19 protein-coding genes are annotated in these 23136 nt (G+C 74.3%); 8 read left to right on the forward strand and 11 right to left on the reverse strand.

All coding sequences use genetic code 11. The features are described 5' to 3' along the window. The first annotated feature begins 20 nt into the window (after positions 1-20). Positions 21-410, forward strand: a complete 390-nt coding sequence (locus B5Y66_RS17085; RefSeq protein ID WP_407656405.1) for a putative immunity protein — start codon at positions 21-23, stop codon at positions 408-410. Here B5Y66_RS17085 and B5Y66_RS17090 read toward each other — a convergent pair. The 4 genes from B5Y66_RS17090 to B5Y66_RS17105 form a co-directional block, all read right to left on the reverse strand. Then, positions 371-1330, reverse strand: a complete 960-nt coding sequence (locus B5Y66_RS17090; protein ID WP_079575751.1) for a carbohydrate ABC transporter permease — start codon at positions 1328-1330, stop codon at positions 371-373. The genes B5Y66_RS17085 and B5Y66_RS17090 overlap by 40 nt on opposite strands. A 1-nt stretch (position 1331) precedes the next feature. Then, positions 1332-2285 (reverse strand): carbohydrate ABC transporter permease, encoded by a 954-nt coding sequence (locus tag B5Y66_RS17095; protein WP_079575753.1) that lies wholly within the window; start codon positions 2283-2285, stop codon positions 1332-1334. Then, complete coding sequence (locus B5Y66_RS17100) at positions 2282-3595, reverse strand: ABC transporter substrate-binding protein (protein WP_079575754.1); 1314 nt, start codon at positions 3593-3595, stop codon at positions 2282-2284. Before B5Y66_RS17100 ends, B5Y66_RS17095 begins: the two co-directional genes overlap by 4 nt. Before the next feature lie 155 nt (positions 3596-3750). Then, a complete protein-coding gene (locus B5Y66_RS17105) occupies positions 3751-5667 on the reverse strand; it encodes a glycoside hydrolase family 127 protein (protein ID WP_079575756.1) in 1917 nt (638 codons plus the stop codon). Between the two features lie 156 nt (positions 5668-5823). Between B5Y66_RS17105 and B5Y66_RS17110 the strand changes: the two genes are divergently transcribed. Next, positions 5824-6846, forward strand: coding sequence for a LacI family DNA-binding transcriptional regulator (locus B5Y66_RS17110; protein WP_079575758.1), 1023 nt, complete (start codon positions 5824-5826; stop codon positions 6844-6846). Between the two features lie 7 nt (positions 6847-6853). On the opposite strand, the gene B5Y66_RS17115 is transcribed toward B5Y66_RS17110, so the two are convergent. Then, entirely contained in the window at positions 6854-7426 is a 573-nt protein-coding gene (locus B5Y66_RS17115) for a hypothetical protein (protein WP_217700837.1), read from the reverse strand. Between the two features lie 266 nt (positions 7427-7692). On the opposite strand from B5Y66_RS17115, the gene B5Y66_RS17120 reads away from it, so the two are divergent. Together B5Y66_RS17120 and B5Y66_RS17125 are read left to right on the forward strand one after the other, a co-directional pair. Continuing rightward, positions 7693-8208: a hypothetical protein gene (locus B5Y66_RS17120; RefSeq protein WP_079575760.1), complete on the forward strand. Its 516-nt coding sequence runs from the start codon at positions 7693-7695 to the stop codon at positions 8206-8208. Positions 8209-8307: 99 nt separating this feature from the next. Continuing rightward, positions 8308-8643 carry a hypothetical protein gene (locus B5Y66_RS17125; protein WP_139820950.1) on the forward strand — a complete coding sequence of 112 codons (336 nt, stop codon included), beginning with the start codon at positions 8308-8310 and terminating at the stop codon, positions 8641-8643. An 82-nt stretch (positions 8644-8725) separates the two neighbouring features. Here B5Y66_RS17125 and B5Y66_RS17130 read toward each other — a convergent pair whose 3' ends face one another. Then, positions 8726-10828: an acyl-CoA dehydrogenase family protein gene (locus tag B5Y66_RS17130; RefSeq protein WP_079575764.1), complete on the reverse strand. Its 2103-nt coding sequence runs from the start codon at positions 10826-10828 to the stop codon at positions 8726-8728. Continuing rightward, complete coding sequence (locus B5Y66_RS17135; protein ID WP_079575766.1) at positions 10825-11568, reverse strand: TetR/AcrR family transcriptional regulator; 744 nt, start codon at positions 11566-11568, stop codon at positions 10825-10827. The genes B5Y66_RS17130 and B5Y66_RS17135 overlap by 4 nt, the downstream gene beginning before the upstream one ends. Before the next feature lie 86 nt (positions 11569-11654). On the opposite strand from B5Y66_RS17135, the gene B5Y66_RS17140 reads away from it, so the two are divergent. The 4 genes from B5Y66_RS17140 (at position 11655) to B5Y66_RS17155 (ending at position 16576) form a co-directional block, all read left to right on the forward strand. After that, positions 11655-13040, forward strand: a complete 1386-nt coding sequence (locus B5Y66_RS17140) for an acetyl-CoA C-acetyltransferase (RefSeq protein ID WP_079575767.1) — start codon at positions 11655-11657, stop codon at positions 13038-13040. A gap of 11 nt (positions 13041-13051) precedes the next feature. Further along, on the forward strand, positions 13052-14395 hold the full coding sequence (locus tag B5Y66_RS17145) for a 3-oxoacyl-ACP reductase (protein WP_079575768.1): 1344 nt from the start codon (positions 13052-13054) through the stop codon (positions 14393-14395). Then, positions 14392-15420: a MaoC family dehydratase gene (locus tag B5Y66_RS17150; RefSeq protein ID WP_079575769.1), complete on the forward strand. Its 1029-nt coding sequence runs from the start codon at positions 14392-14394 to the stop codon at positions 15418-15420. Before B5Y66_RS17145 ends, B5Y66_RS17150 begins: the two co-directional genes overlap by 4 nt. Before the next feature lie 235 nt (positions 15421-15655). Beyond that, positions 15656-16576 carry an LLM class flavin-dependent oxidoreductase gene (locus B5Y66_RS17155; protein WP_079575770.1) on the forward strand — a complete coding sequence of 307 codons (921 nt, stop codon included), beginning with the start codon at positions 15656-15658 and terminating at the stop codon, positions 16574-16576. A gap of 14 nt (positions 16577-16590) precedes the next feature. On the opposite strand, the gene B5Y66_RS17160 is transcribed toward B5Y66_RS17155, so the two are convergent. From B5Y66_RS17160 to B5Y66_RS17175, 4 genes are all read right to left on the reverse strand, one after another. Beyond that, positions 16591-18705, reverse strand: coding sequence for a CocE/NonD family hydrolase (locus tag B5Y66_RS17160; RefSeq protein WP_079575771.1), 2115 nt, complete (start codon positions 18703-18705; stop codon positions 16591-16593). Positions 18706-18754: 49 nt separating this feature from the next. Next, a complete protein-coding gene (locus B5Y66_RS17165; RefSeq protein ID WP_079575772.1) occupies positions 18755-20257 on the reverse strand; it encodes a peptide MFS transporter in 1503 nt (500 codons plus the stop codon). Between the two features lie 134 nt (positions 20258-20391). Then, positions 20392-20979: a GNAT family N-acetyltransferase gene (locus tag B5Y66_RS17170; protein WP_079575775.1), complete on the reverse strand. Its 588-nt coding sequence runs from the start codon at positions 20977-20979 to the stop codon at positions 20392-20394. A gap of 86 nt (positions 20980-21065) precedes the next feature. Continuing rightward, positions 21066-23090 (reverse strand): outer membrane protein assembly factor BamB family protein, encoded by a 2025-nt coding sequence (locus B5Y66_RS17175; RefSeq protein WP_079575777.1) that lies wholly within the window; start codon positions 23088-23090, stop codon positions 21066-21068. Positions 23091-23136: the final 46 nt, after the last annotated feature.

Below are 23136 nucleotides of genomic sequence, written 5' to 3' on the forward strand. Positions count from 1 at the left end.
GCGACGGGCAGGATGGGGTGATGCCGATCCTCCCGACCGTCCGCGACCCCCGGCTGATCACGGTGCGCCGGGGCGGCACGCTCACCGACGCCCACCACCAGCTGCTGGCCGTGTGGGCCGTGGCCTGCGCGGAGCACGTGCTGCCCCTCTTCGAGCGCGAGCGGCCCGACGACCCCCGCCCGCGCGACGCCCTCGACGTGGCCCGCGGCTGGATCCGCGGCGAGGTGCCGATGCGCGAGGCGCACCGCACGGCCTTCGTGGCGAACGCCGCGGGGAAGGACCTGCCCGACCCGGCGCGGTTCGCCGCCCTCGCGGCCGGGCAGGCGGCGGCGGTCGCCCACGTCGCCGCGCACGACCTGGCCGGGGGCCGTCAGCCCTTGACCGCTCCCGACGCGAGCCCCGCCACGTAGTACCGCTGCAGCGCCACGTAGAGCACGACGCACGGGATCATCGCGACCACCGACCCGGCGGCCAGGAGCCCGAAGTCCACCTGCCCGTACGCGCCCTGCTGCAGGTTCACCAGGGACACGGGCAGCGTGTACAGGGACGAGTCGGTGAGGAACGTCAGCGCGCCGAGGAACTCGGTCCACGAGGCGAGGAACGCGTACAGCGCGGCGGTCGCGGCGCCGGGCAGCACGAGCGGCCGCAGCACCGAGACGATCATCCGGATCGTCCCCGCGCCGTCGACGTGCGCCGAGTCCTCGATCTCGCCGGGTACCGCCTCGAACGCGTTGCGCATGACGAACACGCAGAACGGCAGATTGACCGTCGTGTAGAAGAGCACGAGGCCGAACAGGCTGTCCGTGAGCCGCATGGCGTTCATCTGCAGGTACAGCGGGGTGAGGATGGCCTGGAAGGGCACCATGAGCGTCACCAGCACCAGCCCGAACAGCAGACCCCGGCCGCGGAAGCCGAACTTGGCGAACCCGTAGCCGGCGAGCGTCGCGAGCACCGCGGTGAGCACCGCCGTCGACACGGACACCACGACCGAGTTCACGATGCCGCGCCAGATCTCCGGCTGGTCGAGGATCAGCCCGAAGTTGCCCCACGACAGGTCGAGGAAGCGCCCGTCGGGCGCGGCGACGACGACCTCGCCGGGCTGGCCGGCCCGGACGAGCGCGAGCAGCAGCGGCACCACGAAGACGAGCGCTGCGAGGGTGCCGCCCACCGCGTACAGCGTGCGCCGCACGCGGGTGTCGCGCTCGGGGCCCGACGCCGGCCGGGTGGCGCCGGAGGAGGAGCCGCTCGGTGCCGCGCCGCGGAGGCCTCCGGCCGGTGCGGCCGCGTGGGCCGCCTCGGCCGTGGGGGCCGTGCTTGCCGTGCCAGCCATGTCAGCTCCTCTCCCGCAGCAGCCAGAACTGCGCCGCGGTGACCAGTCCGGTGATGACGACCAGGACGAGCGACATCGCCGTCGCCGCCCCCAGCTGCAGCTGCACGAACGCCCGCCGGTAGATCGCCATCACCACGGTGGTGGTGTCGGAGCCGGGGCCGCCCTGGGTCAGGATGTAGAACTGCGTGAACGCCAGCAGCGACCCGATGACCGACAGCACGACCGTCATGGCGATCGTGCGGCGCAGCATCGGCATCGTGATCGACCGCTCGCGCACCCACCAGGACGCGCCGTCGAGCTCCGCCGACTCGTAGACCTCGCGCGGGATGCCCTGCATCCCCGACATGAGCAGCACCATCGTGAGGCCGGACACCGCCCAGATCACCATGACGCACAGCAGCCCGGTGGCGAGCGGCCCGTCGACGAGCCACGCCGTCGTGCCGTCGGTGATCCCGACGGCCCTGAGGACCACGTTGACCATGCCGCTGTTCGGCTGCGCCTCGAGCAGCATGAGGAAGCTGAGCGTCGTGAGGCCGATGACGTACGGGACGAAGAAGATCGTGCGCAGCGCCGTGGCGCCGCGGCGGTTCGATCGCACGACCACCGCGAGCGCGTAGCCGAGCGCGAGGATCGGCAGCGTGACGATCGCGGTGTACAGCAGCGTGTAGCCGACGGCGCTCCAGAACGTGGGGTCGGTGAGCACCGACGCGTAGTTCTCCAGGCCGATGAACCGCCACGACCCGATGAGCGGGAGGTTGGTGAACGAGATCCCCACCGCGGAGACGAGCGGCACCAGCACGAACACGACGACGAACGCGACGGCCGGCGCGACGAGCATCAGGCCCGTGCGGGCGGGGTGCGTGAGCGTGCCGCGGCGCCGGGGGCGGAGGCCGGCGGCCGGGGCCGGGCGCGGCTCCGCGCCGGTCCCGGTGCGAGGGACGGCCGGGGCGCTCATGCCTGGGCCTGCCGCAGGATGCGGTCGTACGTGGTCTGGGCCTCGTCCATGGCGGCGTCGACCTCCCCGTCGAAGACGGCCCGGCGGAACATGCGCAGCCAGGGCCCGTCCTGCTGGTTGTAGATGAGGTTGTAGGCGAGCGTGGTGGGCGCGTACCCGGAGTCGATGGACTCCAGCGTCGGGGTGACGAGCGGGTGCTCGGCCTCGAACTCGGGCGTCACGACGTCCGAGCGGATCGGCGAGTAGAAGCCGTCGGGCATCCGCGCCTGCTGCTCGAGGGCGACGGCGAAGCGAATGAGCTCGGCGGCCCCCTCGGGGTTCTTCCCGCCCGCGGGCATGCACAGGTTGTCGCCGCCGTCGAAGAACGCGCGGCCGCCGTCCGGGCCGGGCAGCAGCACGACGCGGCTGCGTTCCAGCAGCTCGGGCGACGCGTTCGGCGCGACCACGCCGTACCCCCCGGGGAACATCCCGAGCCGCCCGGCCACATAGTCGGCGGACCAGCGCGACGCGTCGTCGGAGAAGCAGCCCGGCGGCACCAGCTGCTCCTCCCACAGCGTGCGCTCGAGGTCGAGCGTGCGCCGCAGGGGGTCGTTGCCGGCCACGTTGCCGCGCTGGTCGCCCACCTCGCCGGCGATGAGGTCGGTGCCGGTGGCCCAGACGTGCGGCTGCACGGTGAAGCCGAGGGCGCCCGACGCATTGCCGGGGAACGACCAGGCGTAGGTGTCGTCGTCCAGCGCGCGGATCGCCCGCGCCGCCTCGAGGATCCCGTCGAATGACGCGGTGTGCTCGTCCACGTCCAGGCCGGCCCGGTCGAACAGCTCGGTGTTGCAGAACAGCACCGAGAAGTCGCCCAGGAACGGGACGCCGTAGTGCCGGCCGTCCTTGGTGGCCAGGGCGAGGTGGCCGGGGCTGAGCGCGTCGCCGAGCGCGAGGTCCTCGACCAGCGGCGTGAGGTCGGTGAACACGTCGCGGAATGCGAACATCGTGGAGTAGATGTCGTCGATGTCGATGACGTCGGGCACGCGGCCGCCGCGGATCGCGGTGGCCACCTTCGTGACGTACTGGCCGTTCTGGATCGGTGTCAACCGGACCCGGACACGGTCCTGCGCCGCGTGGAACGCGTCGACCACGGCCTGCACGCCGTTGACCGTGTCCGAGCGGCACCACATCTCCACCGTGCCGCGGGCGCCGTCCCCGAACCCCGGGGACCCGACGTCGACGGCGGTGGCGGGCCCCGCGCACCCGCCGAGGGCGGCCGTCGCGCCGCCCGCGCCGAGCAGCGCGAGCAGCTGCCGTCTGGTGAGCTCCATCGCTCTCCTCCTCCGCGCCCCTCGGGCGCCACGTCCACCGCACCCGCCGGGCGCGACGTCCACCGCGCCCGGCAGGGCGCGCTCGGCCGCGGGCAGCGGTGCCCGCGGGGTGCGGAACGCCCGGAGGCCGGGCGCCCCGCGAGAGGTGGGGCCGGTCAGGCCACGGGCACCCACACCCGCATGGCCTGCGGGCCGCGGTTGGCCCACAGGTGGTACGGGATCGCCCGGAGCGTCACCGTGCCGGCCGCCGCCGGGACCGGCGCCGACGCCGGCCGATACGGGCCGTCGGCAGCATCGGGCCGGGGCTGCACCGTCCCCGTGGCGGTCACCACGACCGTCCCGCCCAGCAGGTCGGGCCGCTCCTGGTCGCCGAGCGCGGCGGAGGCGTCGATCCGCACGTCGTCGACGACGGCGCCCGCCTCCTGGTCCGCCTGCTCCAGCGCGTAGACGAGCGGGCCGCGCTCGATCGCGACGCAGCCGCGCACGTCGTCGACCCGCGGGTCGGCGGCCGTGAGGCGGGGCGCGACCGGCAGCTCGAGCACGACGGCGTCGTTCGCCGCGAGCGCCCGGCCCACCGTGGCGTACCCGCCCGCGGCGACCGGGGCGCCGTCGAGCGTGGCGCCGTCGGCCCAGTGCGGCACGCGCAGCGCGAGGCCGGCACCCTCGGGTGCCTCCTCGACGTGCAGCGTCACGCGGCCGGTGTAGGGGTAGCCCGTCTCGACGCGCACCCGAAGCGTGCCGCCGGGCAGCTCGGCGGCGATCGTGCCGGGCGCGTACTGGTGCACCTGGAGCGTGCCGTCGGCGACCGTCGCGAGGTAGCCCTCGAGGCTGGAGAGCGTGCGCATGATGTTCGGCGGGCAGCAGGCGCAGCCGAACCAGGGGCGCCGGCCGGCCGCCGGGTTGCGCTCCTCCTCCGGGTGGGCGCCCGTGCGCACCTGCAGCGGGTTGACGTAGAAGTACTCGGTGCCGGCCAGCGACAGCCCGGAGAGGAAGCCGTTGAGCAGCATCCGCTCGATCTGGTCGGCGTAGCGCGCGTCGCCCGTGGCGAGCAGCAGCCGCCAGGCCCACTGCACGGCGCCGATGGCCGCGCAGGTCTCCGCGTAGGCCCGGTCGTTCGGCAGCTCGTGCGGGTCGCCGAACGACTCCCCGTCCCAGCGGGAGCCGAGCCCGCCGGTGAGGTACTGCTTGCCGTCGACCATCGCCGCGTACTGCCGCTCGAGTGCGGCCAGGAGCTCGCGGTCCCCGGTCTCGACGGCGACGTCGGTGGCGCCGGCGCCGAGGTAGACCGCGCGTACCGCGTGCCCCTCGGCCGTCGTCGCCTCGCGGACCCGCACACGGTCGGAGAAGTACGTGGGCTGCTTGCCGTGGGACTCGATGATCCCCGTGCCGCGCGCCTCGACGAACCAGCGGGCCAGGTCGAGGTACGCCCGCGTGCCGGTCTCCCGGTAGAGCTCGACGAGGGCCGTCTCGATCACGGGGTGCCCGTCGACCTCCCGCAGCTGCCCGTCGCCGTCGCCGAAGGTCTCGACGAGGTGGTCGGCGAGCCGGACGGCGACGTCGAGCAGGTCGCGGCGCCCGGTGGCCCGCACCTGCGCGACCGCCGCCTGCATCAGGTGGCCCGCGCAGTAGTGCTCGTGGCTCCACGGCAGGTCCGAGTAGCGCTCCACGCCGCGCAGCTGAGGCACGGAGTCGAGATAGCCGTCCGGGGCCTGGGCGCCGGCGACGGCGCGCGTGACCTCGAGGATGTCGGCCAGCAGCGCCTCGTCGGGCTCGCGCCCGTACTCCCACGCGGCGGCCTCGAGCCACTTGTGCACGTCGGAGTCGGCGAAGATCGGCCCGGTCGCCTCGCCCTCGGCGAGGCCCGCCGCGATCTCGAGGTTGCGCAGGTTCCCGTACTCGCGCAGGTGGCCCAGCCCTTCGGGGACGGAGGCCTCGCGGTTGACGCGGAGCCGGTGGCCCCACAGCCCGCCGTCGAGCGTCGCGCTGCCCGGCGGCAGCGGCCGCAGGGTGGTGATCGCCGAGCCTGTGGGCTCGGCCGGCCCGCGGACGGTCCGGAACGTCGTCGTCGTCATGCACCTCTCCCTCGAGGAGGAAACAAGGAATCCGTTTTCCGTACCGTACGGAGCGATCCGAGGGTCGTCAACCACCAGTCCAGGACGGGAATGACGTACTATCGGCGCTGCCGCCGGGATCCCGGCGGGAACATCGGGAAAACGCGAGGAGCGCGCATGGCGGAGACCCCGGGCGTCGTGCGGATCACCGACGTGGCGGCACTGGCGGGGGTGTCCCCCAGCACCGTCTCGAAGGCGCTCAACGACACCGGCTCCTTGCGGCCCGCCACGCGGGCCCGCGTGCGCGAGGCGGCGGAGCGGCTCGGCTTCGTGCCCGACGCCCAGGCGCGGTCCCTGTCGGCGCGACGCAGCTTCACCGTCGGCCTGCTGAGCACCGACTCCGCCGGCCGCTTCTCGCTGCCGGTCGTGCTGGGCGCCGAGAACGCGCTCGTCGGCGGGCAGATCTCCGCGCTGCTGGCCACCGCGCGGCACGACCCTGTCCGCGAGCAGCACCACGTGCGCAGCCTCGTCGCGCGGCGCGTCGACGGGATCATCGTCACCGGCCGCACCACCGATCCCCGACGGCCCATCCAGGTGCCGATGCCGGTGGTCTACGCCTACTCGCCGTCGCAGGACCCGCAGGACGCGTCGGTCGTGCCCGACGACACCGCCGGGATGGCCGCCGTCGGCCGCCACCTGCTCTCCCTCGGGCGCACCCGGGTGGCGTACGTCGGCGGTCGGGCCGACCAGGCCGCGTCGACCCTGCGCCACGCCGCCCTCGCCGCCACCCTGGCGGAGCGCGGCGTCACGCTCGTCGGCGAGCCCCTGTTCGGCGAGTGGTCCGAGCGCTGGGGACGGCTCGCCGTCGACCTCGTGCTCGGCGACCACTCCCCGGGCGAGCCGCTCCCGGTGGACGCCATCGCGTTCGCCTCCGACCAGCTCGCCCGCGGCGGCTGCGACCGGCTGCGCGACCGGGGCGTGCGCGTGCCCCAGGACGTGGCCGTGACGGGATATGACGACTGGGACGTCATGGCGCTCGCCAGCCGCCCGCCGCTGACCACCGTGGACCCGCAGCTCGACCGGCTGGGCCAGCGCGCCGCCGAGCTGCTCCTCGCCGCGATCGACGGTCGCCCCGCGCACGGCACGGAGCTCTCGCCCCCACGGCTCGTCGTCCGGGGCTCGACGGCGGGCGACACCTGACGGCGCGTCAGGCCGCGGGGCGCCCCTCGGGCCCGTCCGGCCGGGCCGCGGACGGGTCGAGGGCCGTCGCCGCGGCGGCCAGCGTGCCGAGGATCAGCCCGACCCGCGTGTGCGGCAGCCGCAGCCCTCGCGCGCGCCACCGCTCGCCGCGCCGGTAGGCCCACCTCTCCCCCGCCACCGCGACCGTCACGACCACGGCGAGCACCCCCGCGGCGGCCGCGCCGGCGACGACCGGGTGGGGCAGCGTGTCCGCGTCCGCGAGGTCGAGGTCGGCCGCCAGCGCGTTGTCGTCCCGCTCGCCCCGGTCCACGGCGTCGTCCGCCGCGGCGTCGTCGGCCCCGGTGTCGCGCAGGTCGCGGAGCCCGCCGCGCATCTCACGCATCCCGTCGAGCGCGGACCGGCCCTCCGTCGTGACGGCGAGACCCAGACCTAGGCCGCCCGCCAGCACGCCCGCCTTGACCAGGGCTCGCGCCCAGCGGGGCCCGACGGCGTCTGGCACCGCATACCAGGCCATGGTCGTGAGGCCGGTGATCGCGACGCTGCGCACGTCGACACGGCAGCTCTCGGCGGGCGTCTTCATGGGTCCACCTCCGGGTCGGGGATCGGGCGTGCGGTGCGGTCCGAGGTCGTCGGTCCGCCCGAGGGACAACGGCCGACGCGAGGGCGGAGTTCCGTCCGCACAGCCCGGCACGGGCACGACCTGCGCCGATGACCATTTCTTGACCTGCAACCCGGCATTCTTGACCGACGTCGCGGCCGAGTGGCGATTCTCCGTGAGCGGGGCCACGCGAAGCACCGGTGGAGCTGGGGGTTTTGTCTTTTACCACAAGGTGGTTTGATGCGCACGTGGAACTGCTTCGAACCTTCGCCCCTGACGCCTTCGCGTACGGACTGGCGTCGTGGTCGTGGCTGGGGGTCCACGGCAAGACGCCCCGCTTCACGACCGTCTTCGGCGACGTCTTCCTCGAGTCCCTGGAGGGATGGTGGTTCCTCGACACGATCGAGGGCTCGCTCGAGCTGCGCTGGAACACCGCCGTCGAGCTGTACACGGAGCTCGACTCCGCCGACGGGCGCGCGGACCTCCTCCTGGAGGACCTGTGCCGCGAGGCGGTCGACGCCGGGACGCAACCCCGCCCCGACGAGGTCCTCACCTTCTCCCCGCACCCCGCGCTCGGCGGCCGGCTGCACGCCGACTTCGTGGCGCCGGTGCGGTTCGAGCTCGCGCTGCGCCTCACCGGGGACATGCACCACCAGCTCCGCTCCACGCTCGACCCGGCACCTTCGCCCCTGCTGCTCGGGCACGCCCCCGCGCCGGTCCCCGCGCCCTTCTCCTGGGAGCCGGCGGCCGACCGCCGACCGTGACGCACCTGTGACCTGCAGGGTCCGCCCAGCGGATGCACGACCGCCCGTCGTGTCGTCTCCTGGAAAAGGCACGGATGAGGCGGACCGTGGGAGGTAGGCATGAGACGGGTGCTCGTCGGCGGACTCGTCGTCGGTATCGCGGACGGGGCGCTGCTGGGCGCGTCGGCAGCGCTGGGCTGGACGTGGGTGGCGTGGGCCGCGCTCGTGGCGGGGCTCGCGGGCGCCGCCGTGGTCGCGCTGGCCGCCCCGCCGCCGCGCGTCGCACGACCTGCGACCGTCACCCTCGGCCTGCCGCTCCGCGACGCGCAGGCGGCCGACGACCCGGCCCTCGTTCCCGCCGCGGCGCCCAGCCCGGCCCAGAGCCCGCCGGCGGCGGCGGTCGAGGAGTACCCGCAGCCCGTGCGCGCCGGAGAGCCGACGCCCGCCGCCGCCTGACCCCTGGACGCAGGACGACGTCGAGCCCGACGAGACCTGGTCCCGTCGGGCTCGACGTACGTCGGGGCCGGCCCGACCGGCGTCAGCGCTTCTGCTTCTTGAGCGCCTTCTCGCTGACCGGGGCGGACCCGTCCGCCCGCTGCTGCGCGTAGTACGCCCGCGCCTCGTCCTGCCGCTCGGCCTCGATGCCGGACGCGATGACCGCCCGCAGATGGTCCGGGCCGTAGCCCCACGCGTCGACGAGGTCGACGGCGTGCGGGCGGAGGCGCTCCAGCAGGCGGTCGACGTACGACGTCACCGTGCGCGCCCGCTGCGCCGACAGCCGCCCGTGGATGAGGTACCAGGCGAGGTTGCGCTCGATCAGCGTGAGCCCGAAGACGTCGCGCACCCACGTCATGACGCGGCGGGTGCCCGGGTCCTCGACCTGCTCGAGCGCCTCGGTGAAGGCCGACCAGCGCAGCAGGTCCGCGTGCGCCTTCGCCGCCTCGACGAGCTGCACCTGGTTCTGGTCGAAGATCCGCGCGGCCGTCACGGGGTCGGCCTTCTGCGCGGGGCGCAGCGCCATGGCGACCTCCTCGACGATCGTCGCGACCCGGTCGGCCAGCAGCTCGCGCTGCGTCTCGGCGTCGCGCAGGTGCCCGACGGCGCGGCGCGGGTCGCCGACGTCCGCGATGGCCTGACCCGCCCGGCGCAGGCCGGTGCGGTGCAGCGCGGCGTCCGCGGCGCGGTCGACGACGAACCGGGCGATGCCGGCCGGGGTCGACGTCGCGCCCTTGAGCGCCTTCGCGTAGTCGCCCACGAGGCGCTTGGCCACGAGCTGCAGCAGCACCGTGTTGTCGCCCTCGAACGTGGCGTACACGTCCATGTCGTGGTGCAGGCTCGTGATGCGGTTCTCCGTGATGAACCCGGCGCCGCCGCACGCCACGCGGGCCTCCTGCAGCGTCTCGAGCACGAACGTCGTGGACGTCGCCTTGAGCGCCGCCGCCATCGTCTCGAGGTCCTCGCGGCTCTCGGGGGTGTCCTTCTCGCCGGAGAAGACGTCGTCGAACAGGTCGAGCAGGCGGTCGTGCGCGAAGTGCGTCGCATACGTCTCCGCGATCCGCGGGAACAGGCGGCGGCGGTGCGTGGCGTAGTCCAGCAGCACCGTCTCCTCGATCGGCGACGACGAGGTGAACTGGCGGCGCTCGGCCCCGTACCGCACGGCGATGGCGAGGCCCAGCTTGGACGCGGTGGACGCCGCGCCGTCCAGGGACACGCGGCCCTGGACCAGCGAGCCGAGCATGGTGAAGAAGCGGCGGCCGGGGCTGTCGATCGACGACGAGTACGTGCCGTCGGCCGCGACCGCACCATAGCGGGCCAGCAGGTCGGCGCGCGGGACACGCACCTGGTCGAACGCGAGGCGCCCGTTGTCGACGCCGCGCAGCCCACCCTTGAGGCCGTCGTCGTGCCCGCTGACGCCCGGCAGGAACTCCATGGTCTCCGGGTCGCGCACCGGCACGTAGAAGCAGTGCACGCCGTGGTTGACGCCGTTCGTGACGAGCTGCGCGAAGACGGTCGCCGCCGTGGCGTGCACGGCCGCGTTGCCGAGGAACTCCTTCCACGCCGCACGGAACGGCGTGTGGATGACGAACTCCTCGGTCTCCGGGTCGTACGTGGCCGTCGTGGCGACCGACGCGACGTCCGAGCCGTGCCCGATCTCCGTCATCGCGAACGCGCCGGGCACCGACAGGTCCATCGCGCCCGGGAGCAGGCGGTCCTGCTGCTCCGGGGTGCCCAGGTGCAGGATCGCCGAGGAGAACAGGCCCCACTGGACGCCCGCCTTGATCTGCAGCGACGGGTCGGCCACGACGAGCTCCTCGAAGCCCGCCAGGTTGGCGCCCGGGGAGTCACCGCCGCCCAGCCGCTCGGGGAACGCCAGCCACACCTGGTGCTTCTCGTCCGCGTTGGCCAGCAGCCGCATCTGCTCGAGCACCCGCTCGCGGTGCTCGGCCATCGACAGCGACTCGTCCTTCCAGAAGGTCGGGTCGGTCGAGCGGTCGCGGGCGTGCCGGCGCCACTCCGGCCACCGGCCGAGCAGCTGCTCGGACAGGCCCGCGACGTCGACGCGGGGGGTCGCCTTGGTCTCCGTCGCGGGCGCGCCGGCAGTGGCGTGCGTCGTCGCGGGACGGTCGGACGTCGTGGTCATCGGTTCTCCTGCGGTTGTGCGGGGATGGAGGTCTCGGAGGGGTCGAAGGGCGCCGCGCCCTCGTGGTGGAGGACGCCGACGGGGCCGGTCCACAGCCAGAGCGTCACCTGCTCGGTGAGCTCCTCCCGGGTGAGGCGGTCGGCACCTTCCGGATCCGACCCGTGGCCGAGCCACCACTCGCCGGCTCCGCGCACGAAGCCGACGGCGCCCGCCGCCCAGGCAGCCGCGAGCGCCGGGGGCACCTGCACCGCTCGGGCGAACGGCTCGGCCACCAGCTCGATGACGGAGTCGAGGTAGGAACCGAGCGCCTCGACCTGCCCGGTCCCGGCGACGCCCGGTGCGGGCTCGTTACCGCCGATGGCCGTGCGCGTCACGAACCAGTAGACGTTGGGCGAGTGCTCGATCATCTCGAGGTACACGCGGACCATCGCGCGCAGCGCGGCGTGCGGGGTGGGCGCCGCCTCGGCGGCCTCGCGGAGGGCGTCGTGCATCGTCGCGACGACGTGCGCGGCCACGGCGAGGCGCAGCCCCGCCTTGTCCTCGAAGTACCGGTAGACGATGGACTTGGACGTGCCCGCCTCGCCCGCGATCTCGTCCATCGAGACCCCGGGACCGCCGCGGTGCACGGCCTTGCGCGCGGCGTTGACGAGCTGCGCGCGCCGCGCGGCGCGATGATCGTCCCACCGAGTAGAACGACCATCGAGGGTCGACCGACCGTCGAGCTGCTCTGCGGCCGTCATCGGCCGCGCCTTGTGACTCGTCTCACGGGACTGAGAGTATCAGGTACTGTGAGTCCTACCTGACCGACGGAGTGAAGGATCTACCTGTGGCTACACGCAAGCCGTCCGACGGCTCCTCCCGGAGCGCGTCTGGGACCCCCGCCCGCGCCGCGAACCCGCACGCCCCCGCGGGCGTGCGCGACGCCGTGATCGTGGGCGGCAACCGCATCCCGTTCTCGCGGGCCGGCAGGAAGTACGCCGACGCCTCCAACCAGGAGATGTTCACCGCCGCCCTCGAGGGCCTCGTCGCCCGCTTCGGCCTGCAGGGCGAGCGGATCGGGGAGGTCGTGGGCGGCGCCGTCCTCAAGCACTCGCGCGACTTCAACCTGATCCGTGAGTCGGTGCTCGGCTCCTCGTTGTCACCCCAGACCCCGGCCTTCGACCTCCAGCAGGCCTGCGCCACCGGCCTCGAGGCCGCGATCACCGTGGCGAACAAGATCCGCCTCGGTCAGATCGAGTCCGGCATCGCCGGCGGCACCGACACCGTCTCCGACGCGCCGGTCGCGGTGAGCGAGGGCCTGCGCCGCGCGCTGCTCGACGCCTCGCACGCCAAGACCCTGCAGGCCCGGCTCAAGGCCTTCGCGAAGGTCCGCCCGTCCGACCTGAAGCCCCTCACCCCGGCCACGGACGAGCCGCGCACCGGCCTGTCGATGGGCGAGCACCAGGCCATCACCACCGCGCGGTGGGGCATCTCCCGCGCCGCCCAGGACGAGGTCGCGCTCGCCAGCCACCAGCACCTCGCGGCCGCGTGGGACGCCGGGTTCTTCGACGACCTGGTCACCCCGTTCCGCGGCCTGACCCGTGACGACAACCTGCGCGCGGACACCTCGACGGAGAAGCTGGCCAAGCTCAAGCCGGTGTTCGGCCGGGGCCTCGCCGAGCCGGCCGAGCCCACCATGACGGCGGGCAACTCCACCCCGCTGACCGACGGCGCCTCCACCGTGCTGCTGGCCTCCGCCGCGTGGGCCGCCGAGCGCGACCTGCCGGTGCTGGCGCGGCTCGTCGACGCCGAGACCGCCGCCGTCGACTTCGTGCACGGCCACGACGGCCTGCTCATGGCGCCCGTGCACGCGGTACCCCGCCTGCTGGCCCGCAACGGACTCGCCCTCGACGACTTCGACTTCTTCGAGATCCACGAGGCGTTCGCGTCGACCGTCCTGACCACGCTCGCCGCCTGGGAGGACGCGGACTACTGCAAGGCCGAGCTCGGCCTCGACGCGCCGCTCGGCAGCGTCGACCGGGAGCGGCTCAACGTGAACGGGTCCTCGCTCGCCGCCGGCCACCCGTTCGCCGCCACCGGCGGGCGCATCCTCGCGACCGCCGCCAAGCTCGTCGCCGCGAAGGCGGCCGAGACCGGCAAGCCGGCCCGGGCCCTCATCTCCATCTGCGCCGCGGGCGGCCTCGGCGCCACCGCCGTCGTCGAGTCCGTCTGAGAGGGGAACCCGTGACCGACTCCTACACCAAGGCCGTCAACTCCGGATTCACCAAGACCCTCGCGAAGAAGCTGGGCCTGCCGCGCCCCGCGATCCTGCGGCGCTTCCGCGCGGGCGACCCGCTCACCGTCGGGCCGGTGCTCGTCGTCGCCGACGACGCCTCCATGGGCGACGCGGACACGCTCGCCAAGGAGCTGCTCGGCTGGGGGCTCGACGTGCGCCGCCAGCCCACCGACGACACCCGCTGGGGCGCCGTCCTGCTCGTGCTCACCGAGACGAAGCGGCCCACCGACGTCTCGTCGGCCGTGCTCGCCACGGGCTCCGTCCTGCGCCGGCTCGCCACCAACGGGCGGGTCGTCACCCTCTCGCGCGCGGCCGCCGACGGCGACGCCCCGGCCCTGGCCGCGGCGCGCAACGGCGTCGACGGCTTCCTGCGCTCCCTCGCCAAGGAGCTGCGGGCCGGCGCCACCGGCAACGGGATCGTGCTCACCGACGGCGTGGCCGTGAACGGCACCTCCGTGCTCGCGACGCTGCGGTTCTTCCTGTCCGCCCGCTCTGCGTACGTGGACGGCCAGCTGCTGCCGGTCGGCCCGGCGGACGCCGACCTGCCCGCCGACTGGGACCGGCCTCTGGCCGGGAAGGTCGCCGTCGTCACCGGCGCGGCGCGGGGCATCGGCGCCGCTATCGCGAAGACCCTCGCGCGCGACGGCGCCACCGTGGTGTGCGTGGACGTCCCTGCCGCCGGCGAGGGCCTGGCCCGCACCGCCAACGCGGTGGGCGGCACGGCCCTGCAGCTCGACGTCACGGCGGACGACGCCGGCCGCCGCATCCTCGAGCACGCGCGCACCCGGCACGGCAGCCTCGACGTCGTCGTGCACAACGCGGGGATCCTGCGGGACAAGCTCCTGGCCAACATGAAGCCCGCGCAGTGGGACTCGGTCGTCGCCGTGAACCTCGAGGCCCAGCTGCGGATCAACGAGCAGCTGCTCGGCTCCGGCGTCGAGGGCCTGCGCATCGTGTCGCTCGCGTCGACCTCCGGCATCGCCGGCAACAAGGGCCAGACCAACTACGGCTTCTCCAAGGCCGGCGTCATCGGGCACACCCGCGCCACCGCCCCGTGGGCCGCGGCCCACGGCGGCACGGCGAACGCCGTCGCGCCCGGCTTCATCGAGACCGAGATGACGGCCTCGATCCCGTTCGCCACCCGCGAGGTGGCCCGGCGGCTCAACTCGCTGCAGCAGGGCGGCCGGCCGGCCGACGTCGCCGAGGCGATCGTCTTCCTGGCCTCGCCCGCCTCCGCGGGGGTCAACGGCCAGGTGCTGCGCGTGTGCGGGCAGAACCTGGTGGGGCGGTGACGGCCGGCACGCCGGCCACCGGCGCCGGCGAGCCGCTGCGCGTCGAGAGCCTGGCCACGCTGCCGGGGCTCGGCGGCCTGTACGCGCGGGGCGCCGCCGCGTCCGGCCGGATCGCCGCCGGCCGTGCGATGCCGGGGCTGCCGGTCATCGGTCAGGGCCGGTCGGTCGAGGGGGACGGCGAGGCCGCGCCCCTCACCCTGCCCGACGTCGCCTACCAGGTCACCGGCGTGCCGACGGCGGACCTCGCGCACCACCTGCACGACTACCAGCGACTGCTGCACGAGCCCGTCACCGACGTGCTGCCCGCGGGCTACCTCCACGTGCTCGCGTTCCCGCTGGCGACGGCGGTCATGGTGCGCGGCGACTTCCCGCTGCCGCTGCTGGGCATGGTGCACCTGGCGAACGACGTCGAGCTGCGCGGGCACGTCGTCCTCGGCGACGTGCTCGAGGTGCGCGCCTGGGCCGAGAACCTGCGTCCCCACAAGCGCGGGGTGCAGGTGGACCTGGTCGCCGAGGTGCGCCGCCAGTCCGAGCCGGACGCCCGCCCCGTCTGGCGCGGCGTCTCGACCTACCTCGCGAAGGGGTTCCACCTACCGTGGACGTCGGCGGACGCCGAGAGCTCGGCGGACGCGCCCGACGACGCAGAGGACCGCGCGCCCGCGGGCACGTGGACGGCCCCGCTGCCCACCGGCCGCTGGGCGCTCGGGCCCGGCACCGGCCGCGCGTACGGCGCCGTGTCCGGTGACCGCAACCCCATCCATCTGTCGGCACTGTCCGCCAAGGCCTTCGGCTTCCCGCGCGCCATCGCGCACGGCATGTACACGGCAGCCCGGGCGCTGGCGGACGTCGGGCACGCCCGCGGCGACGCCTACCGCTGGACGGTGGAGTTCGCGTCGCCCGTGCTGCTGCCCGGCACCGTCGACGTGGCGGTCACGCCCGACCCCGACGGTCCCGGGTTCGCGTACGTCGGTTGGAACGGCGGCCGCGGCCGTCAGCACTTCCGGGGCACGGTCACCCCGCTCTGACCCGGTGTCCGCGAGGTAGTCCGAGGGCTGCCGAGGTAGTTCGGAGCATGCCGAGGTAGTCGAAATCACGGCGAGGTAGTTCCGGGTTCGCACCACCGCGTCCCTGACGGCTGAGCCGAACTACCTCGCGGCGCTTCGAACTACCTCGCGGCGCTTCGAACTACCTCGGCACGATCCGGACTACCTCGCGGCGCTTGGACTACCTCGGCGTGCGGGCCTGCGGCAGGATCTGCGCATGACCACTCTCGGCTGCATCCTCGCGCCCTACGGCAACCCGCCCTCGCGGTTCGTCCCGTTCGCTCGCACCGCGGAGGCCGCCGGCCTCGACGAGGTGTGGCTCTGGGAGGACTGCTTCCTCGAGTCCGGCCCGTCGGCGGCGTCCGCGATGCTGGCCGCCACGCAACGGCTGCGCGTCGGGATCGGTGTCATGCCGCTGCCGCTGCGCAACGTGGCCCTCACGGCGATGGAGACCGCGACGCTCGACGGCATGTTCCCCGGCCGGTTCCTGCCGGGCGTCGGCCACGGCGTGCAGGACTGGATGGGCCAGGTCGGCGCGCGGGTGGCGTCGCCCCTGACGCTGATGCGCGAGCAGGTCGCCGCGCTGCGCGCCCTGCTCGCCGGCGATCGCGTCACGACGTCCGGTCGGTACGTCACGCTGGACGACGTCGCCCTCGACTGGCCGCCGGCCGCCGCTCCGCCCGTGCTCGCCGCGGCGAAGGGGCCGAAGACGCTGCGGCTGGTGGGCGAGATCGCCGACGGAGTGGTCATCGACGGAGACTCCGGGGTCGCCGGCGCGCGCCGGGCGATCGCGCTGCTCGACGAGGGGCGCGCCGCCGCGGGCCTGCCGCCCGTGGCGGACTCCGGCCCGGGGAGCGAGCACCCGTTCCGGGCGGTCGCCTTCGCCCAGGCCGCCACCGGCGACGGCGCGGCCGACCGGCTCCGGCGCTCACTGGCGCGTTGGGACGTCGACGCGACGTCCGACGAGGTGCTCGCCGACCACGCCAGCTGGGGCTCGGCGGAACAGGTCGCCGACGGGCTCCGCCGCTTCGCCGCGCTCGGCGTCTCGACCGTCGTCGCACAACCGACCCTCGACGACCCCGACCTCGACGGCTTCGCGGCCTTCCTCGGCGAGGAGGTCGCACCGCTGCTGCGGTAGCGGGCCCGACGACGTCAGCCCGCGGTGCGGGGGATCGTGCGCGTCCATCGGCGCTCGAAGACGACCTCGTCGCCGTCGCGCGCCACCACCTCGTTCTCGGTGAAGAAGCTGTCCGCGTCACAGCTGATCTCCGAGCGGGTGCGGATGCTCGCGTCCCACCCGCCGGTCATCCCCTCCGGCAGCGGGTCGCCCGGCGCACGGCGCAGGCGCACCGTCCAGTCCGAGCGCGTGCGGGCGCTCGTCGCGTCGCGACCGATCCAGTACCGCTCGAGCGCGTCCTCGGTGAACTCGAGGCCGTCGGGGTAGGTGCGGGTGCCGCCGTAACGAGGGTCGACCTCGAGGAGCCAGCGCCCCTCCGCGACGTCGCGCACCACCCGACGTTCCGGGCGCGGCTCGGCGCCTTCCCCGAAGACGACGCCCAGCGGCGGCGCCTGCTCCGGCTCCTCGAACACGACCGGCGGGTGCGACGACGCACGGTCGTGCACCGGCAGCTCGACGGCGCCGTCCCCGACCGCGACGGCCAGCACGGCGTCGCCCGGCTGCGGCCACACCCACGGCCAGTACGCGGACGACACCGCGAGCCGCAGCCGGTGGCCCGGCGCGAGCGCGTACCCCGTGCCGGTGAGCTCGAACGACACCTCCTCGGTGGCGCCCGGCGTCCACGCCACCGCCCGGTCGCGGCCGTGCCGGGCCGACAGGTTGAGCACGCCGCGCGTGACGAGCGTCGACGACCCGTCAGGGCCGACGTCGCACAGCCGCGCCACGACCTGCCCCTTCGCGGCCGAGCACGTGAGCCGCAGCCGCACGCGTGCCCGGCCGAGGATCTCCAGGGGCGCGGTCAGCGGCGCGGAGTCGAAGCAGAGCGACCGCCCGTCCTCCTCCCGCTGGTCGGGCGGCAGGTCGGCGTCGTTGCCGAACGGGAAGAACCGGCCGGCGTCGACCCCGGTGTGCGACGGCGAGTCCACGAGCCACGACGTCGGCACGGGGTGCCCGCCCGCGAGCGCCTCGACCGTCGGCGCCGTCGTCCGCAGCGCGTCCTCGGGCTGGTCGTCCGAACGGTCCGCGACGAGCGGCAGGTCGCGGGCGAACACGTGCGGCGACGGCCACGACGGCTCGCCGACCCACCGGCCGGGGAGCTCGTCGTAGACGGTGGCCGGCGGCACGGACTCGCTGATCCACGCGCGCAGCGGCGGGTCGTCCAGGACGCCGCGGTCGGTGCCCTTGAGCCAGTGGTCCCACCAGCGCAGCGTCTCCTGCAGGAAGCCGATGGCCGGGCCGGGCGGCAGGCCGCGGTCGGGGTACTGGTGCGACCAGGGCCCGAGGAGCCCGCGCACCGGGGCGCGGAGCGTGCCCTCGTCGCCGGCGGCGGCCAGCCGCAGCACGGTGTCGCGGTAGGGGTCGTTCCAGCCCCCCACGGCGAGCACGGCCGCGGAGATCGCCGAGTAGTCCTCGATGACGCTGCCGTGCCGCCAGTAGTCGTCGCGCGTCTGGTGGTCGAGCCAGGTGTGCACGAAGGGCTCGGTGTGCTCCAGCCGGTCGAGCCACTGCTCGCGCCAGCCCTCGCCGACGTGCGCCGGGTCGGGCGGTCGCGAGCAGAACGCGAGCATGGTGGCCGCCCAGGCGTGCATGTCGACGGCGAGCACGGAGCCGCCGGTGAAGTGCACGTCGTTGTCGTACCGGTCGTCGGTGGAGCAGACCGTGACGATCGCCTTGAGCGGCTCCGGCGCGAGCGCGGCGATCTGCAGGGAGTTGAAGCCGCCCCACGAGATGCCGAACATGCCGACCGCGCCGTCGCACCAGTCCTGCGCCGCCAGCCACTCGACGACGGTCACGCCGTCGGCGAGCTCGGTGGGCGAGTACTCGTCGTCCTGGTACCCGTCGGAGTTGCCGCTGCCCCGGATGTCGACCCGGACGGACGCGTACCCGTGCCCGGCGTAGTAGGGATGCCGCTGCGCGTCGCGCGGTGCCGTCCAGTCGGACAGCCGGTAGGGCAGGTACTCGAGGATCGCCGGGACGGGAGCCGGGTCGACGGGCCGCCAGACCCTGGCGGCGAGCCGGGTGCCGTCGGCCAGCGGGATCCAGTGGTCCTCGACGGTGGTCTCGTAGGGCAGGTCGGTCACGTGGCGCATGGTGTCCTCCGGGGCGCTCGACGACGGGTGGGCGGCGGCTCGGCGGTCGCTAGTGCACGGGGTGCATGGTGCGCTTCATCCACGGCGACAGGGCGAGCACGACGACGGCGACGACCACGGGCACGGCGCCGTTGACCGCGAAGTACACGCTCTCGGGGACCTCTCCGTAGAAGCGGACCGTCTGCGCCTGGATGCCGTTGGCCAGCGCGATGGACAGGAACCAGACCGCCATCGACTGGCTGGAGAAGGCGGCCGGGGCGAGCTTGGTGGTGGCGGACAGGCCGGTGGTCTGCAGCAGCACGTCGCCGAGGCCCAGCAGGAGCAGCGAGACGAGCATCCACCAGACGGCGATCCGCCAGTCGCCGGACTGCCCGCTGACGGCCGGGACGAGGATCAGGTAGGACAGGCCGCCGAGCAGCGCGCCGAACGCGACCTTCTTCGAGGCGTGCGGCTGCCGCGGCCCCAGCCAGGTCCACAGGGCGGCGACGAGCGGGGCGACCAGCACCTCAGCCGCGCCGAGGTAGGAGCTGAACCAGGACGACGGGACGTCCCAGCCGAAGATGGTGCGGTCCACGTGGTCCTCGGCCAGCAGGATGAGCACCGAGTACGCCTGGAACAGCACGAAGTTGAACGCGACCGACGCGACCCACAGCACGAGGAACGGGCGCAGCCGGCCGCGCTCCTCCCCCGTCACGCGCGGGCTGCGGAACATCACGGTGAAGTAGACGATCGGCGCGACCATCGCGATCACGGTGAGGGCGTCCACCACGCCCGCGATGCTGAGACGGCCCAGGAGGCCGAGCACGACGAGGACGACGACCACGGCGGCGGCCGAGCCCCCGAGGATCCAGCGCGTGCGGCGCGCGGCGTCCGGGGGCAGCGGCGCCTCCGCACCCCGCCCGTACCCGGGGATGCGACGCCGGCCCGCGACGTACTGGATCAGCCCCGCCGTCATGCCGATCGCCGCGGCGGAGAAGCCCCAGTGCCAGCCGACCTCGGCGCCCAGCCACCCGGTGACCAGCGGGCCGAAGAAGGCGCCCACGTTGATGCCCATGTAGTAGAGGGCGAACCCGGCGTCGCGCCGCTCGTCGTCGGTCGAGTAGAGCTTGCCGACGAGCGTCGACACGTTGGGCTTGAGCAGCCCGGTGCCGAGGCTGATGAGCACCAGGCCCACCCACGTGGAGAACTCCGCCGGGATCGCCATCGTGTAGTGGCCCGCGGCGATGAGGATGCCGCCCCACAGCACGCTCCGGTAGGAGCCGAGGACCCGGTCCGCGATCCACCCGCCGCCCACCGACACGAGGTAGACCATCGTGCCGTAGCCGGCGGCGATCGACGCCGCGTTGCCGGGCTCCATCGCGAGGCCGTCGTCGGCGACCGACGCGGTGAAGTACAGGACCAGGATGGCCTGCATCCCGAGGAACGAGAACCGCTCCCACACCTCGAGGCTGAACAGCGTGGCGAGGCCGCGCGGATGGCCGAAGAAGGTCCGGCCCTCGTGCTGCTCGCGTTCGGGTGCCGGGTCGACGGCGGGGGCGTCCTCGGTGGTCACAGGCTCTCCAGGGCTCGGGGACAGGTCTGGCGACGAGCCGACGACGTCGCGCCTGGCCCGGGCCGGCCGTCGACCCTACCTGTCGTCCTCCCGCCAGGGTCTCACCGCCCGGCTGCCGGGACCCGTCGAACGGGTCAGCCCGCCGCGAGCCGCCGCTCGAGCCTGTCGCGCACGTCCGGCCACTCGTCGTCGACGATCGAGAAGTAGGCGGTGTCCCCCACGGTGCCGTCGGCGGCGACGCGGTGCTTGCGCAGCACGCCCTCCGGCTTGGCCCCGAGCCGCTGGATGGCCGCGCACGACCGGGCGTTGCGGGAGTCGGCGCGCAGCGCCACCCGGCGCAGCCCCCACTCCTCGAACGCATGCCGCAGCAGCAGGAGCTTGCACGCCGGGTTCGTGGCGCCGCCCCACCAGTCGCGGCCGTAGAACGTCGTGCCGATCTCCACGCGGCCCGGTCCGAGGGCGAGGTCGTAGAAGCGGGTGGACCCCCGTACCGTCCCACGACCGCCTGCGCCGTCGTCGCCCACGACGGCGAACGCCATCGTGCCTGCGGTGGCGACGCCTGCGGCGATCCACGCCTCGAGGTCCGCGACGCCGGCCGGGACGGGCGAGGTCATGCCGAACCACAGGTCGGCGTCGACGAGCGGGAACAGGGCGGCGGCGTGCTGCGGGCCGAGCGGCTCCAGGCGCACGCCGTGGCCGGCGAGGACGAGATCGTGGTTCACGCGCTCATCCTCGCCGACCGTGCACCTGCGCCCGTCCGCGTGCCAGGATGCGGGCGGCACGGCCAGGGCGGCGGCCCCGTTTGCCGTCAGCGACTCGGGTGGTCGTCCACGCGCACCAGGTTCCGGCCGCGCAGGGTATAGATCCGCCCGTCCTCGTCGACGTTGAGGTGGGACCCGCTGTACCAGCCGCCGGCGGTCTCCGCGATCACGACCGCGGCCGCGAACGAGCGGGGGTCGAACCGGAACAGCGTGGTGTCGGAGACCGCGTAGACGACGCCGCGGTTCGTGACCATCGCCGCGAAGCCCGGCACGAGCGCCTTGTGGCTCGCCGTGTGGACGACCCGCCGCCGGACCCGGTCGACGACGACGAGCGTGCCGCCGATGGTGAGCGCGTACAGATGACGCCCCTGGACGGCGAGGGCGGCGATACCCTTCGGCTGCCCCGTCTCGATCCGCCAGAGCTCGGTGCCTGCGACCGGGTCCCACGCGACGACGGTGCCGCGAGGGCCGGTCTTCTGGGCGTTGTCGCCGCCGAGGTAGGCGACGCCGTCCGCGGTCGCGACCGCGCGCACGAGCTGGATGTCGTCGATCGGGTCGGTCGCGATCGACGACCCGCCGGTGCCCGGGCGGTAGGTCCAGAGCGACCCGCCGCCCTCGGTGTCCGACTGCACGCCGACCAGCAGGAGCCGGTTGACGTCGTCCCACGCCGTGTCGAGGGGGCGGTTCTGCTCCGACGAGAAGGCGGCGACCTGCGCCGGGCCGTCGCCGCCGCGAGGGTCGTAGGACCAGATCCCCTGGGAGTTGTACTGGCCGGTGTACAGCACGCCGTCGACGACGTCGGCGTCCTTCGCCTCCCCCGGCACGCGGAAGTTCACGACCTCGCCGGTCGCGACGGAGTGCCGGGCGATCACGCCGTTGCCGCCGACGTACACGTAACCCGCGCCGGCGGCGATCCCCATGCACGTCTGCGCGGAGACCGGCGCGCCGGCCTCCGCGAGGTCGGTCGTCGTCCACTCCCGGGTCGCGAGGTCGATCTCCGCCACGAAGCCGAAGGCCGACGTGACGTGGAGCCTGCCGTCCCGCAGGTCCACGCCCCAGATCTCCCCGAGCTCCAGGGTGCCGAGGTCGAGCTGCGCGATCGTGCCGTCCGCCCTGCGGACGAGGATGCCGGTCTCGTTGGCGAAGTAGAGCGTGTCGCCGTCGGCCGCGAAGTTCTTCGCCGTCTTCCCGATCGAGGTCGTGACCGTGGCCGACGCCGGGTCCGACAGGTCGATCAGCGCGACCTTCGAGCTGGCGGTCGACGCGGCGGTCGAGGCGACGAGCCGGTCGCCCACGACGGCCAGGTCGCGGATGCTCGGGTCGACGGTCAGCTCGTCGGGCACGACCTGGCTGAAGGCCCCGGACGCCCGGTCGTACGCCACGAGCGACGCGCGGCTCGTGCCCCCGCCCCCGCCGAAGGTGGTGCCGGCGCCGACGTAGACCGTCGCGTCGGTCGCGGCGACCGCCCGCGCGAGCGTGGAGGCCGCGTCGGGGACGCCGAGGGAGGTCACCTCGCGCGTCGCGGGGTCGTACTGCCACAGCTCCGGCGGGGTGGGGCTCCCGCCGCCGACGGCGAACACGGTGCCGTCGGGAGCCACCGCCACGGCCCGCACGTCGCGGTCGCCGATCCGGCCGAGCTCCTCGGCGGGGCCGTCCGGCGTCGTCAGGTCCCAGCGGTAGAGGTTGGCCTCGGGACCGTCCGACTTCTTGAGCATCCCGAAGTACAGGTACCGGCCCGTCGGGTCCCCGGCCATCGCCTGGATCGCGTACCCGGTCGCCACCGTCGTCGTCGCCGTCACGGTGCGCGTCGGCAGGTGGAACGCGACCACCCGCGCCGGCTCGACGTTGCGCGTGCCGATGTACACCGTGTCGCCGACGAGCTCGGCGCTCATCAGCGCGAACTGCTCCACGGCGGGGCCGAGGTCGACGACCGTCGGCCCGGCGGGGCGTGCCGCGGAGAGTCCGAACGCGCCGGCGGGGCTCCCCGCGACGGCCGTGGCGACCGCGGCCAGGACGCCGACCCCGCCGGCCTGCAGGACCACCCGTCGGGAGGGCGTGGGGTGCGTGGTCATCTGAACTCCTTCGTTCGTCAGCGGATGGTGCGGGACTCCTCGGGCG

This window comes from Krasilnikoviella flava, from assembly GCF_900167525.1.
Classification (GTDB): domain Bacteria; phylum Actinomycetota; class Actinomycetes; order Actinomycetales; family Cellulomonadaceae; genus Isoptericola; species Isoptericola flavus.

What these genes read in the sequence shown, in the direction of transcription:
- B5Y66_RS17085 (WP_407656405.1), top strand. Translation starts at nt 21, where the DNA reads ATGCCGATCCTCCCGACCGTCCGCGACCCCCGGCTGATCACGGTGCGC.
- B5Y66_RS17090 (WP_079575751.1), bottom strand. Translation starts at nt 1,330, where the DNA reads ATGGCTGGCACGGCAAGCACGGCCCCCACGGCCGAGGCGGCCCACGCG.
- B5Y66_RS17095 (WP_079575753.1), bottom strand. Translation starts at nt 2,285, where the DNA reads ATGAGCGCCCCGGCCGTCCCTCGCACCGGGACCGGCGCGGAGCCGCGC.
- B5Y66_RS17100 (WP_079575754.1), bottom strand. Translation starts at nt 3,595, where the DNA reads ATGGAGCTCACCAGACGGCAGCTGCTCGCGCTGCTCGGCGCGGGCGGC.
- B5Y66_RS17105 (WP_079575756.1), bottom strand. Translation starts at nt 5,667, where the DNA reads ATGACGACGACGACGTTCCGGACCGTCCGCGGGCCGGCCGAGCCCACA.
- B5Y66_RS17110 (WP_079575758.1), top strand. Translation starts at nt 5,824, where the DNA reads ATGGCGGAGACCCCGGGCGTCGTGCGGATCACCGACGTGGCGGCACTG.
- B5Y66_RS17115 (WP_217700837.1), bottom strand. Translation starts at nt 7,426, where the DNA reads ATGAAGACGCCCGCCGAGAGCTGCCGTGTCGACGTGCGCAGCGTCGCG.
- B5Y66_RS17125 (WP_139820950.1), top strand. Translation starts at nt 8,308, where the DNA reads ATGAGACGGGTGCTCGTCGGCGGACTCGTCGTCGGTATCGCGGACGGG.
- B5Y66_RS17130 (WP_079575764.1), bottom strand. Translation starts at nt 10,828, where the DNA reads ATGACCACGACGTCCGACCGTCCCGCGACGACGCACGCCACTGCCGGC.
- B5Y66_RS17135 (WP_079575766.1), bottom strand. Translation starts at nt 11,568, where the DNA reads ATGACGGCCGCAGAGCAGCTCGACGGTCGGTCGACCCTCGATGGTCGT.
- B5Y66_RS17155 (WP_079575770.1), top strand. Translation starts at nt 15,656, where the DNA reads ATGACCACTCTCGGCTGCATCCTCGCGCCCTACGGCAACCCGCCCTCG.
- B5Y66_RS17160 (WP_079575771.1), bottom strand. Translation starts at nt 18,705, where the DNA reads ATGCGCCACGTGACCGACCTGCCCTACGAGACCACCGTCGAGGACCAC.
- B5Y66_RS17175 (WP_079575777.1), bottom strand. Translation starts at nt 23,090, where the DNA reads ATGACCACGCACCCCACGCCCTCCCGACGGGTGGTCCTGCAGGCCGGC.